Source organism: Coprococcus sp. AF16-22 (assembly GCF_003461545.1).
GTDB lineage: Bacteria > Bacillota > Clostridia > Lachnospirales > Lachnospiraceae > Coprococcus > Coprococcus aceti.
The window spans coordinates 1-13,622 of the sequence record NZ_QTXH01000001.1; the positions used below are offsets into that span (position 1 = coordinate 1).

General features: G+C 43.6%; 13 protein-coding genes. 8 read left to right on the top strand and 5 right to left on the bottom strand.

Annotated features, from left to right (window positions below; translation table 11 throughout):
• Window positions 1-6 precede the first annotated feature (6 nt).
• On the top strand, window positions 7-576 hold the full coding sequence (locus DWW60_RS00005) for an RNA polymerase sigma factor (RefSeq protein WP_243002899.1): 570 nt from the start codon (window positions 7-9) through the stop codon (window positions 574-576).
• The gene (locus tag DWW60_RS00010) at window positions 573-1,265 is read left to right on the top strand and encodes a hypothetical protein (RefSeq protein ID WP_004853247.1); all 693 of its coding nucleotides are present in this window, start codon (window positions 573-575) and stop codon (window positions 1,263-1,265) included. Before DWW60_RS00005 ends, DWW60_RS00010 begins: the two co-directional genes overlap by 4 nt.
• A gap of 84 nt (window positions 1,266-1,349) precedes the next feature.
• Here the strand turns inward: DWW60_RS00010 and DWW60_RS00015 are convergent, their stop codons facing one another.
• The 5 genes from DWW60_RS00015 to DWW60_RS00035 are packed head-to-tail and all read right to left on the bottom strand — an operon-like array spanning window position 1,350 to window position 5,621.
• Entirely contained in the window at window positions 1,350-2,432 is a 1,083-nt protein-coding gene (locus tag DWW60_RS00015; protein WP_242992594.1) for an NTP transferase domain-containing protein, read from the bottom strand.
• A complete protein-coding gene (locus DWW60_RS00020) occupies window positions 2,365-2,700 on the bottom strand; it encodes a winged helix-turn-helix domain-containing protein (RefSeq protein ID WP_022216050.1) in 336 nt (111 codons plus the stop codon). The genes DWW60_RS00015 and DWW60_RS00020 overlap by 68 nt, the downstream gene beginning before the upstream one ends.
• The gene (locus tag DWW60_RS00025; RefSeq protein WP_117874141.1) at window positions 2,697-3,521 is read right to left on the bottom strand and encodes an ABC transporter ATP-binding protein; all 825 of its coding nucleotides are present in this window, start codon (window positions 3,519-3,521) and stop codon (window positions 2,697-2,699) included. The genes DWW60_RS00020 and DWW60_RS00025 overlap by 4 nt, the downstream gene beginning before the upstream one ends.
• Entirely contained in the window at window positions 3,518-4,519 is a 1,002-nt protein-coding gene (locus DWW60_RS00030) for a FecCD family ABC transporter permease (protein WP_117874142.1), read from the bottom strand. Before DWW60_RS00030 ends, DWW60_RS00025 begins: the two co-directional genes overlap by 4 nt.
• Window positions 4,503-5,621, bottom strand: a complete 1,119-nt coding sequence (locus tag DWW60_RS00035) for an ABC transporter substrate-binding protein (protein WP_117874143.1) — start codon at window positions 5,619-5,621, stop codon at window positions 4,503-4,505. Before DWW60_RS00035 ends, DWW60_RS00030 begins: the two co-directional genes overlap by 17 nt.
• A gap of 129 nt (window positions 5,622-5,750) precedes the next feature.
• Between DWW60_RS00035 and DWW60_RS00040 the strand changes: the two genes are divergently transcribed.
• The 6 genes from DWW60_RS00040 (at window position 5,751) to DWW60_RS00065 (ending at window position 13,581) form a co-directional block, all read left to right on the top strand.
• Window positions 5,751-6,551 (top strand): FAD binding domain-containing protein, encoded by an 801-nt coding sequence (locus DWW60_RS00040; RefSeq protein WP_117874144.1) that lies wholly within the window; start codon window positions 5,751-5,753, stop codon window positions 6,549-6,551.
• Entirely contained in the window at window positions 6,542-7,012 is a 471-nt protein-coding gene (locus DWW60_RS00045) for a (2Fe-2S)-binding protein (RefSeq protein WP_117874145.1), read from the top strand. Before DWW60_RS00040 ends, DWW60_RS00045 begins: the two co-directional genes overlap by 10 nt.
• Before the next feature lie 12 nt (window positions 7,013-7,024).
• The gene (locus DWW60_RS00050; RefSeq protein ID WP_117874146.1) at window positions 7,025-9,319 is read left to right on the top strand and encodes a xanthine dehydrogenase family protein molybdopterin-binding subunit; all 2,295 of its coding nucleotides are present in this window, start codon (window positions 7,025-7,027) and stop codon (window positions 9,317-9,319) included.
• Window positions 9,320-9,386: 67 nt separating this feature from the next.
• Window positions 9,387-10,778, top strand: coding sequence for a uracil-xanthine permease family protein (locus tag DWW60_RS00055; protein WP_022216044.1), 1,392 nt, complete (start codon window positions 9,387-9,389; stop codon window positions 10,776-10,778).
• 228 nt (window positions 10,779-11,006) lie between these two features.
• Entirely contained in the window at window positions 11,007-12,002 is a 996-nt protein-coding gene (locus DWW60_RS00060; protein WP_117874147.1) for an ROK family protein, read from the top strand.
• A gap of 25 nt (window positions 12,003-12,027) precedes the next feature.
• Window positions 12,028-13,581 (top strand): MATE family efflux transporter, encoded by a 1,554-nt coding sequence (locus DWW60_RS00065; protein ID WP_243002882.1) that lies wholly within the window; start codon window positions 12,028-12,030, stop codon window positions 13,579-13,581.
• Window positions 13,582-13,622 lie beyond the last annotated feature (41 nt).

Below are 13,622 nucleotides of genomic sequence, written 5' to 3' on the forward strand. Positions count from 1 at the left end.
GTTAACTTGTACTTGACAAGAGGTCATTACATATCAGATTTATATTGGGAGCGCTCCGAAGCTGCTATATCCGAAACTTCAAAAAAATACGGAAAGTATTGCAGATACATAGCCTTTAATATTCTTCACAATGACGAAGACAGCGAGGAATGTGTAAATGATACTTATTTAAGAGCTTGGAACAGCATACCGCCTAACCGTCCATCTGTCCTAAAAACTTTTTTAGGGAAGATTACTCGCAACTTATCTTTGGACAGGTACGAACTGCTCAATGCAAAGAAACGTAATGGCGGGCAAATGCCATTGATTCTTGATGAAATACAAGAGTGCATACCATCGTTGGATAGTACAGAAAACATTGTTGAAGAAATTGCTCTAACGGATATTCTCAACCGCTTTCTTTCTTCCCTGTCATTAGAACAGCGAAAAATCTTTATGAGAAGATATTGGTACTTATCGCCCATTAAAGAAATTGCAACGGAATATGATATGAGCGAGAGCAAAATCAAGATGTCATTATTTCGTTCAAGGAACGAACTTAAAAAATTGTTAGAGAAAGAAGGTATCTCTGTATGAAAGAAAAGAAACTTTTAAGGGCATTGGGAAATGTCGATAATCAGTATATTAAGGAGGCTGAACCTATGAAAAAAACAAGTAAAATAACTAATCGGCAAAAATGGGTGTCTGTTGCTGCTTGCTTCGTACTCGTTGCTGTGATTGGAGTGGGAGTTTTTCAAAGCAATCTGTTTGGTACAAAAAACGATATTGCCACGCTGGATGGTGGAGAAACAATTACTTTTGTTAAAAATGACTTATCACAATCTTCAATTAACTTAAATGTAACAACAAGGCCCTTGAGCGATGCTGAGATTGAAATGCTTTTTGCAGACTTGCCTGTTACCGCAGATGCTTACTTTGATGCTGACAATCATAATATTCTGGGTCTTGAGGGAAAAATTGGTGATACAAGAATGGTAGTATCTAAACAGGGTGTAAATCTATTAGATACTATCATTGATGGAAATACAATCACTTCAAGTGTAGACGGCGTTGATATCAATGCAGGATATTTCGTAACAAAGTCAAATAGTCAAGGTATCAAAACCGTAATATATTATGCAACCTTTGATATGGGAGAGAACACTATTTATGTAGAGTATTCTGGCGTTGAAAATGAAAGTGAAACTGTAAAAAACAACTTGGTAGACACAATTTTGAAGTTGATTGAGAACGGTGCATTTGATTTGAGTCAAATCCAAGAATAATCAGGGACGTTCCTTCTGTCACCAAGAGTGTCCCCCTGTAACGAATAAGACAGAGGGACACTCTTGGTGACAGAAGGAACGTCCCTACAGCCGCGCCATATCTGCTGGTGTGTCAATGTCCATCAATTCAGTTTTGTTGGTGACGGGTAGCTGCATTACCTGAGATTCGTGACTGTGGACAACGACATTCCCGCCTTTTCCCTGTGGGAGAGACATAAGCTCATCAAAATATTCTTTTGGAAATATCACAGGTGATCCTGGAGTTTTGTCATAACACGTTCTCCATATATATGATGTCTCATTTTTTGCACATAATAATAGTGATGCTATAGATTCCGTCTTTATGAGTGGCTGATCGGAAGGAATAAAAGCACAGCGGTCAATATAGGAACCAATTGTATCCAGACCAAGACGGATCATATCATTCCGATATGGTGAGGAGTGAAGGATTACCGGTATACTATATTCTGTGCAAAGCTTTTCAATATCCTGGTGTATGGTGACAACGAGTCGCCTGGAAAACAAATCTTTTGTTATATCAAGTATCCACTTTATGAGCGGCTGTCCGTGATATTCAGCCATGAGCTTATTGCTGCCAAAGCGTTTTCCCTGCCCTGAAGCCATGATGATACATCCGGAATTGCCAAATGGTCTGTCAAGGTCAACAAGGAACACATCCTTATGGCTGCACAGCCGGTTCAGAAATGAGAGATCCTGTTTTCGAACAACCATAATGATCCGCTTTTTATTCATGAGCCTTTCGAAAGCTTTTTGATAATCGTATGATGTGTTTTCAAGATATCCAATTTCGTCTACAGTAATCCATGGTGCTGTTGTGTCTGCTAGGCTTTCTAAAAATGCAATACATGTGCTGTTAAAGGCATCTTTAATGGGTTGCATGAGGTTCTCGCAACCTGTGGCATCAGAGCAGAATTTGCCGATACGTACAACTTCACCGCTAGAGTTATTTTTCATGTACACGCCTTCTTTTGGGACGGCCCATGATGTAATTCCGGGCATTTGTCTGTCGAAAAGTGAAGAGAGAAGTGTTGATTTGCCACTTTTCCTGTCACCGGTAATAACGATATGTTTCTTTTTGCTAGTCAGAAAAGATCTCCATATACAATTTGCTTCCGGCCTGAATACAGGCTTCTCTATATTGTTCATATTTTTTCAGCCATTCCTTTCCCTCTGGTGTTATCGTGCTCCCCCCACCTGACCTGCCACCTGCTTGGCGGCTTGTAAGTGAAAATCCCAGCGCCTCTTCAGCGTTTTTTATCATGCGGAATGCTTTGCTGTAGGCAAGCCCCATTGACTGGGATGCGGAGCGGAGAGAACCGGTTTTTTCTATAGCCAAAAGAAGGCGGTATGGACCTTCACCAAAGAATTTCTCATCATTATCATCAAAAAATGTTATTTTAATAGCAGCTCTCAATGCATATCATCCTCCTTCATCATGACAAGCTGGCGCTTTCCCTGACGGTTGCGAAGTTCTCTGATACTGATTGTACCATAAACTTTGGACAGAAGCATTTCCATTTCCTCAATGGGTGTTTTATCAGGATATATTTCACCGATCAGTTTGGATTCAGATAAAACCAGAAGAGTGTTGCAGTAATTTAATGCAAGTGATGAATCGTGAAGCGTTACCAGAGACACCGCGAGGTTTTGTTCAACATAGCTGCACAGAAGGTTCATGATCTGGTAACGCAGCCTGAAGTCCAGTGCACTTTCCGGTTCGTCCAGGAGTAAAAGCTTCCGTTTTGCCACAAATGTACGTGCCAGCAGGGCAAGCTGTTTTTGACCCTCACTCAATGTCTGAAAATTATCGTTTATCCGTGAATCAAGTCCGACCATTGCAAGAACTTTATAAGCCTTTTCTTTCATGGCCTCAGTATGGGGTTGAAGAAGCTTAAGCTCTGGGTTAAATCCCATCATGACAACATCTAAGAGAGATATGTCTATGGATATGCCGCTTTTTTGAGGGATATATCCACATAGCTGTGCTAGTTTTTTGTGAGGCATATGTTCCAGCTGGAGATTATCTAACTCGCAGCAGCCACTATGCGGAATCAAATTGGCGATTGCTTTGATAAGGGTTGTTTTGCCACAGCCATTCTCGCCAAGTATACCAACAATTGTACCTTCTTCTGCAGAAAAGCTGATATTATTTATCACATTTTGCACATCTGTGGTGCTGGTGCGGCTGCTGTGGTGGTAGCCGACTGACAGATTGCGTATGTTTAATATACTCATTTTACAGGTTTCCTCCTTATGCATAGATAGATAAGAAATGGTGCTCCTATGATACTTGTGAATATACTGACCGGTAGTTCTGTGGAACATACACTGCGGGCAAGTATATCACCGAAAGTGAGAAGGCATCCACCTATAAGACCACTTAGAAGCATAGTTGATAAGCGGTTATTTTTGAGCAGCATTCTGGCTCCGTGCGGAGCAAGCAGAGAGATAAAGCTGATAAGTCCCGTCATGCTGATCACACTTGAAGTTGCCAGGGTTGCGATCAAAAGAACCAGCATTCGTATCTGGTTAACATTCACACCAAGCATTTTGCCCTCTGCGTCATCAAGGGAGAGCATTATGATCTGCCTGTACAATAGGAACATTATCAGCAGGCAGACAGCGCACAGTATTACATTTGAACCAATGGAATATATACTTATGCCATTAAGGCTTCCCATGATCCAGTATTCAATTGATGATAATTGTTTTTCAGGGTCGGCAGTCAGCTTCAGACATACAAGAGCGGTCTGGGCAAGACTGTGTACTGCTATGCCTGCCAGTACTATGCTTTTTCCATCACGCTCATATGTCAGCGATGACAGAAGCAGAACCAGTATCACACAGCATATGGCTCCGGCAAAAGCAGATATGGTTACAGACATTGTCCCGGACAAAAACAGAATGCCAAATGCGGCACCTGCGCTTGCACCTGAGGATACACCTATGATGTCTGGAGAAGCCAATGGGTTCTTAAAGACAGTCTGATATACAAATCCTGCTATGCCGAGAACAAATCCCCCTATACAGCCGATGATTCCGCGGCTTGCGCGAAGCGTGAGAAATACACGCCACTGCATGTCATCGCCTTGCAGCAATCCATTCAGTGTAAGAGGATATCTTCCGACAAAAAAAGAAAATATACTGAGAGCTGCCAGAATGACAGCTCCCAGTATAATAGTTATTGTTGCTTTGTTTTTATTTTTACGCTTGTTATTAGTTGTTGATTCCATAGAATGTTTCATAATAATTTGTCATTTCAGTTGTATATGTGTCAGCTGATACCTGATCAGGATGAAGGATCCCTGCAAGCCATACAGATGCCAGGATTCCTGCAGGTACCGGGCTATCCAGTGCTTCCACGTCTCCAGGAATAGCATATACGTGGCTGTTTTTTACAGCAGTGCATTCTGCAAGGTTTGGATCGTTCATTACGTCATCTACTGTATATTCGGCATCCGATGCGATTATTATATAAGAAGGATCCCATGCAAGAAGCTGCTCATAGCTTATCTCGGCCCAGTAGGTGTCTGTGATAGAATCAGCTGCATTTTTTCCACCGGCAAGTTCTATGATGCTTGACTGATACATAGAAGGACCGGCAGTAGACAGGAATGATGAGTTGCCGGCAAGGTATACACTTTCAGGTTCTACGCCAGACAGAGCTGAAGTAAGCATATCCTTCTGAGAATCTATATATGCGAGCAGCTTTGCAGCTTCTGAGTTGGTGTTAGTTGCCGTAGCTATGGTGTTGATCATTTCTGTCAGAAGATCCTGACTTTCAGGATTGACGAGCAGTACTGTGATACCGAGGTCTGTCAGGCTCTGGGCTGCATCCTTCAGCTTCATTGGCAGAATAACCAGATCAGGTGAAAGAGTAGCACATGTCTCAAGGTTGAACTCTTTGGCAGTTCCAACATTCGGCAGCTCTGTCATTTCCGGTGCAGCAAGCTTATAAATAGGGCGCTTGTCTGCTTTTGCCTCAATACCGACAACCTTATCCTTGAGACCAAGAGCGATCAGAAGGCTTGAAGAAATATAGTAGCCGCTCACGATAGAAGATGGCTCTTTTTCAATTGTAACTTCACGGCCGGCCTGGTCAGTAACTGTTACAGGGTAGACAGTCTGTTCAGCATCTGCTTCAGTGGAAGACTCTTCAGAAGATAATTCTTCAGATACTTCTTCACTGGAAGCTGATTCGGATACTGAAGCAGCTGTGGTGCTTTCCGTAGTACTCTGTGTTGTTGTAGCACTGTCTGTACCACAGGCTGTAAGTACTGCCAGCATAGTACAGATAAGTATGATAGATAGTTGATTTTTAAAAGTTGTTTTCATGAATTCAATGTTCCTTTCGTTATTCTTGAAATAATACAACGGTATTGTAACAAAGCATCTTTTCAAAGACAAGCTGTTTTAATATAATATATTTTGAAAAATTGTGTTTATATGTTAAAAGGAGCTTTTATGGTAACAATACAGAATTATGTACGCGCACAAAGTATTGATGAGGCATATGAACTGAATCAGAAAAAGGGAAGCTGTATTATCGGAGGCATGCTCTGGACAAAAATGCAGGATCGCCTGATACAGACAGCCATAGATATGTGTGATCTGGGACTTGATAAGATTGAAGAAAAAGATGACGAATTCATTATTGGTGCAATGGCATCACTCCGTCAGATAGAGCTGCATGACGGATTAAACAAATATACACATGGTGCAGTATGTGAAGCTGTGAAGGATATTGTGGGAGTTCAGTTTCGGAATCTCGCAACGATTGGCGGAAGCATATGGGGACGTTTCGGCTTTTCAGACATCCTGACAGTTTTTTTAGCTATGGATGCATTTGTGGAACTTTATCATGGTGGTATGATTCCTCTCAGGGAATTTGTCAACATGAAGCAGGACAGGGACGTGATTGTACATCTGATCATCAGGAAAACTCCTGGGGTTTTTGCTTATGCATCAGTCCGCAATCAGAGAACAGATTTTCCTGTCATTGCCTGTTCAGCATCATGCGTGGATGGAGAATACCGTCTGGCTGTGGGAGCAAGGCCTGGAAGGGCGATGCTTGTTCTGGATGAAGAAGGCTTGCTCACAGGGGGACTTTCAGATGATACAGAGAAAGCATTTGCCAGTTGGGTTTCTGACAATGTTCCGGTTGGAAGCAATCATCGTGCTGGTGCAGAATACAGAAGCCGTCTGATACGTGTGCTTGGACAGAGATTATTGAAAAAAATTGAGGAGGAGCAGCAGTGGAAATAAAAGTTAAATTAAATGGGAAATTTGTCTCGGGAAATATAGCTCCTGATATGCTCCTTATAGATTTTCTACGTGATCATGGCTGTTATAGCGTGAAACGCGGCTGTGAGACGTCCAATTGCGGCCTGTGTACAGTGCTTATGGATCAGACTCCTGTCCTTTCCTGTTCGGTGCTTGCTGCCAGGGCAGATGGACACGAGGTGCAGACCCTTGAGGGCCTTCAGGATGAGGCGACAGAATTTGCCGGATTCATTGCTGATCAGGGTGCTGATCAATGTGGTTTCTGCAACCCGGGTTTTGTGATGAATACAATAGCTCTTCTCAGAGAAAATCCTGACCCATCGGATGATGAGATCAGGGCATATCTTGCCGGGAATCTGTGCAGATGTTCCGGATATGAGGGACAACTGAGAGGAATCCGGAATTACTTAGACAGTAGAATTCCTGCAGATGACAGACAGTAAAGGGGTGAACTCATGGAACATAAAAAATATAATGTAGTTAATAAATCCGTTAGAAAAAAAGATTCTATGCAGTTACTTCTTGGCAAACCGGTATATGTGGATGATATCACTCCCGGTGATGCACTTGTTGTGAAACTGCTTCGCAGTCCACATGCGAATGCCATTGTGGAGGATATAAATGTCTCCATAGCAAAAAAAATACCCGGAATAGTAGATATTTACACATGGCAGGATGTGCCAAATAGCCGGTTTGCAATAGCAGGACAGACATATCCTGAGCCGTCACCGTATGACAGACTCATTATGGATCGCCATGTGAGGTGTGTGGGCGATGTGGTTGCCATCATAGCAGCTGAGGATGAAAAGTCAGCAATCAAGGCTATGAAACTCATAAAGGTAAAATATAAAATCTTAGAGCCTATTCTGGATTTCCGCAAGGCAAAGGATAATGATATATTGGTTCATCCTGAGGACGACTGGTTCCCGCCGGTTCAGGTAGGAGGCGATCCGAAACGCAACCTGATAGCAAGCGATGTAGGCGGTGATGGCGATGTTGATGCTGTTATAGCTGACTGTGATGAGGTACTGGAGAACAGATATCATATGAGAGCCTTTAACCAGGCTATGATGGAGACTTTTCGAACGTATACACACCTTGACCGTTATGGAAGGCTTCATGTAATTTCTTCTACACAGATCGTGTTTCATGTACGTCGTATTTTGTCAAGAGCGCTTGGCATTCCAAAGAGCAGGATCAGAGTGGAAAAACCACGTATAGGAGGCGGATTTGGAGCAAAGCAGACAGCGGTAAGTGAGGTGTATCCTGCATTTGTGACCATGAAGACAGGACGTGCGGCCAAGATCATATTTACGAGACAGGAAAGTCAGATCGCAGGCTCGCCGCGCCATGAGATGGAGGTGAGAGTCCGTCTGGGAGCAGACCGCGATGGACATATAAGGGGACTTGATCTGTATACGCTGTCCAACACAGGAGCGTATGGGGAGCATGGACCTACAACAGTCGGACTTAGCGGGCATAAGTCAATTCCATTATATACGGGAGGTCTTGAGGCATATAGGTTTGGATATGATGTTGTATATACGAACACTATGGCGGCTGGTGCATACAGAGGCTATGGGGCTACACAGGGAATCTTCGCACTTGAGTCTGCGGTGAATGAACTTGCGGAGAAACTGGGGATAGATCCGACCGTGATCCGTGAGCAGAATATGCTGCGCGAGGGAATGAAGATGCCTGCGTATTATGGTGAAACGGCAAATGCGTGTGCTCTTGACAGATGTATGGCCAGATGCAAGGAGATATTTAACTGGGATGATAAATACCCTGTCAGGGACATGGGAAACGGAAAAGTCAGGGCTGCAGGAGTAGCAATGGCCATGCAGGGTTCTTGTATATCGAATGTGGATGTGGGATCTGCAACGGTCAAGCTTGCGGATGATGGTACATTTAACCTGATAATCGGTGCTGCAGATATGGGAACCGGATGTGATACTATCCTTGCACAGATGGTTGCGGAGTGCATGGACTGCTCGGTTGATGACGTGGCGGTATTTGGAGCAGACACAGATGCTTCACCGTATGATTCCGGCTCATATGCTTCATCCACTACGTATGTAACAGGAAAGGCTGTGGAGCTTGCATGTGATAAATTGAAAAAGAAGCTGTGCGCAATTGCAGCAGGAATGCTTGGATGTGAGCAGGATGAAATGTATTTCGAAAATGGCAGGGCATATCGGACAGGAACAGATCAAAGCGTTTCTTTGGCTGATATAAGTGTTAAGGATCAGGTCGCAAATGATATTGCTGCTGTAGCCACAGTCTCTCATTCATCTCCGGTTTCACCTCCTCCATATATGGTCGGAATGGTTGAGATAGAACTTGACAGATATACAGGAGAAGTGAAGATACTGGATTATGCTGCAGTAGTGGATTGTGGCATAGCCATAAACCCGGCACTGGCACGTGTTCAGGCAGAGGGAGGCATAGTCCAGGGAATAGGACACACTCTGTTTGAGAACATCACCTACAATGCGAAGGGATGCCCGATAGAGTCGAGTTTCATGCAATACAAGATACCAACCCGTCTGGATATGGGACATTTGAGAGTGGAATTTGAAAACAGCTATGAGCCTACAGGTCCTTTTGGAGCCAAATCGATAGGAGAAATAGTTATCAACACTCCGGCACCTGCTATTGCACATGCCATATACAGGGCGACAGGTGTATGGCACAGAGAACTGCCGATCACACCGGAGAAGATTCTTATGTCCATGCCGGAAGAGTGATTGGAGATAACATAAGCAGAATAACAGAATCTGTAATATGAAAAAAATATACAGGAGAAAACAACAGATGAAAAATAAGTTTAAACTTTCAGAAACAGCATTCCAGCTTGATGGAAGGATGCCTCTTTCCCAGGCGATACCTCTTGGACTTCAGCATGTCCTTGCAATGTTTGTCGGAAATTTGACACCATTATTGATTATCACAGGAGCATGCGGACTGGTCGGTGGTGAATTTGCTGATCTTCAGCTTTCACTGCTTCAGAACGCAATGCTCATCGCGGGAGTTGTCACCCTGATACAGCTTTTCTCAATAGGACCTGTTGGAGGAAAGGTGCCGATCATTATGGGTACATCTTCAGGTTTTATAGGAGTATTCAACAGCGTGGCGGCAACCATGGGCGGTGGAGTGCTTGCGTATGGTGCGATTATGGGCGCATCCATTATCGGTGGCTTATTTGAGACTGTGCTTGGTTTTTTCCTGAAACCTCTGCGCAGGTTTTTCCCGGCTGTTGTAACAGGTACAGTGGTTTTATCCATTGGACTCAGCCTTATATCGGTGGGAATAAATTCATTTGGAGGTGGAAATAATGCTGCAGACTTTGGCTCCATGGAGAACCTTCTGCTCGCATTATTTGTCCTTGTGGTCATCCTTTTCTTTAAGCACTGGACAAAAGGATTTTTAAGTTCGTCATCTATTCTTTTTGGAATAATCGCAGGTTATATCGCGGCGATCATAATGGGACTTGTTCTTCCGAGAACAGGTATAACTGCTGATGGTGTGGAATATACAAAAGCCTGGGTGCTGAACTGGGACAAGGTGAAAGATGCTTCCTGGTTTGCGATTCCACAGCTCATGCCTGTAAAACCGGTGTTTGATGTGCGAGCAATCCTTCCGGTGCTCATAATGTTTATTGTAACAGCGGTGGAAACTGTCGGTGATATATCAGGTGTTATGGAAGGTGGCCTTGGAAGGGAAGCCACAGATAAGGAACTTTCAGGTGGTGTGATGTGTGACGGTCTGGGTTCATCTCTTGCAGCGGTGTTTGGAGTCCTTCCAAATACATCGTTCAGCCAGAATGTGGGACTTGTAGCCATGACTAAGGTCGTCAACAGATTTGCGCTTGCAACAGGAGCGATATTCCTGATATTATGTGGCCTTTGCCCTAAACTTGCAGCACTGGTATCAATCATGCCTCAGTCAGTGCTTGGTGGAGCTGCAGTTATGATGTTTTCTTCGATAGTTATCAGTGGTATTCAGCTCATAACAAAGGAACCATTAAGCGCACGCAACCTGTCCATAGTTTCGGTAGCACTGGGCGTGGGCTATGGAATGGGAGCCAATCCTGGTATTCTAGCAAATGCTCCTCAGCTGCTCCAGCTTGTTTTTGGAGGCTCAGGAATTGTTCCTGCGGCAATGGTTGCAATTCTGCTTAATATTATCCTGCCTAAAGAAAAGTAGTAATTGGGGACGCTCCTCGTTACAAAAGGAACGTCCCTGTTATATATAACAAAAAGTTGTGCTACAAAAGTAGTTGTTGATAACAAAAAAATATGCTAACATAAAAATAGTAGTTTTCGAATGTATGTTCGATATAGTATAATATATACTGTATATACATTTGAGACTGCTATTTTTTAGCTTGAAAAATATATAGTAATAAAACATATTCGGTATGGAGGAGAAGTTATGTACCTTGTGATAGACGTAGGCGGAACATTTATAAAGCATTGTGTGATGGACAGAGATGCAGAGATTATGGAGAAGAACAAGGTTCCGACTCCCGGAAGATTTGGGAATGGTTTAGATAATATACAGCAGGGACTCGATGCATTTCTTGACGTAATTCAGGGCATATATGATGACTATAAGATAAAATATGATATACAGGGAATAGCTATTTCACTTCCTGGACAGGTGGATGTGGATAACGGAATCTGTTATGCCGGCGGAGCGTTGCCATACCTTGACAAAGCACATGTAGGCGAGCTTGTAAGCGAGAGATGCGATGGACTTAAGGTGGCTCTTGAGAACGATGGCAAATGTGCCGCATTGTCGGAGATATGGCAGGGAAATGCAAAGGACTACAACAGTGCTGTTGTATTGGTATTTGGCACAGGTGTCGGTGGAGGAATAGTCATAGACAGAAAGATACTTCACGGCAGAGGCATGGTTGCCGGCGAGATGTCGTACCTGTTCGAGGATGTGAACAGGGACAATATAGACAAACTTGTACCGCTTGAGGCGAATCTCAAGAATACAAAGAATCATGTAAAGCTTCCGGACAACATTATGTGGACAATGCAGGCGTCGGTTGGAGCTCTCAGAAGAGATGTTGCGGCAGCCAGGGGCATGAAGGAGGATGATGTGACTGGCGAGATGATATATGAGTGGGAAGCTGAAGGCGATGAGGCTGTCATAGGTGTACTTGAGGACTGGTATCTGAACATCGCGAAGCACTGCATGAATATACATGTCATTCTTGCACCGGACATCATACTCCTTGGAGGTGGAATCAGTGCGGAACCGAGGTTCATACAGGGCGTGAAGAAGTACGTGGATAAGCTTGCAAAATTTTCAGTGATCTATAATGAGATGCAGGTTGGACTGTGCAAATTTGGCAACGATTCCAATCTCATAGGAGCACTTTTCAACTATCTTCAGAAGTATGAGGGTGCCCACTAGATAAGAAAACGGAGATCATATCAGAATGAAACACAATGACGGAAAAGAGATGGACATCAGAATGAAGCACAATGACGAAAAAGAGACGGACATCAGAATGAGCGCAGAAAAGAGTAAAGAAAGAAGCATAGAAAAAAATATAGAAAAAAGCAAAGAAAAAGGCAAAGAAACGAATACAGAAAAGAACACCGATTATAGAAAAAAATCGCACGAGATGGATATGTTAAATGGTTCACTGGCGCTTAAGATGCTTATATTTGCCATGCCACTTGCCGCCAGCAGTATACTGCAGCAGCTTTTCAATTCGGCAGATGTAGCTGTGGCAGGAAGATTTGCAGGAAGTGATGCCCTGGCGGCCGTTGGAAGCAATGCGGCGGTTGTTGCCCTGTTTGTGAATGTGTTCGTGGGGCTTTCAGTGGGTGTGAATGTTCTTGTGGCCCATTATATAGGCCAGAACAAAAAAGATTCCATAATCAGGTGTGTGCATACCAGCGTGAAGTTTGCCCTTATATGCGGAATAGTTATGCTTGTTGCGGGAATGTTTGTGGCAAGACCGATTCTTGAGGCCATAGATACCCCTGAGAGGGTGCTGGATCAGGCTGTACTTTATTTGAGGATATACTTTGTGGGAATGCCGTTTATCATACTTTATAATTTTGGAGCGGCTGTGCTCAGAGCTATAGGTGATACAAGGCGTCCGCTTTACTGCCTGATAGTTTCAGGTGTACTCAATGTTGTACTCAACCTGTTCTTCGTGTGTGTGTGTAAACTTGGAGTGGCAGGCGTCGGCATGGCAACGGTCATATCAAATGTTGTCAGTACGGGAATAGTCATGTATATATTGATGCATGAGGAAGGTCCACTCAGACTCGATATAAAGAATATACGAATAGATAAAGTGTGCCTGGGAAAGATACTCAGGATAGGAGCTCCATCAGCGATACAGACGGCAGTTTTCTCATTGTCAAATGTGCTGATACAGGGCGGAATCAACAGCTTTGGTCCTGATGCTGTGGCAGGCTCATCCACGGGTCTTAATTTTGAATATTTTGCATATTTTGTCATATCCGCATACGCACAGGCAGCAGTGACATTTGTGAGCCAGAATTATGGTGCAGGTGAGAAGGAGAGATGCAGAAAAGCTCTCAGGATTGCCATGTTAGAGGGCATGCTTATGACGGCTGTGTTCAGCAGTGTCATGATGCTTTCAGGGGATTTTCTTGTGAGATTTTATACAACAGATACAGAGGTTATAAAGTATGCACTTATAAGAATGAAGCATGTCATGCTCCTTGAGGCGATGACAGGAACATATGAGATGACAGCTGCGGCACTCAGAGGCCTTGGCAGATCCATGCTGCCGGCTATTATAACAGTTGTGGGTTCAGTAGTGTTTAGGATCATATGGATATATACGGTGTTTGCGCGATATCATTCTTTTGGCATGCTTTTGAACGTGTATATAGTTTCATGGATAATAACAGGTACGGCGATGATAATCGCATACATACTCGTATCGAGGAAAGTGCTGGGGCATACACGGGCCGGCGGGAAGGCTGCAGAGACGGCTGCTGTATAGTATGTGACTCAAGGCACATAAGCATCAGAAAGAGAAGATTA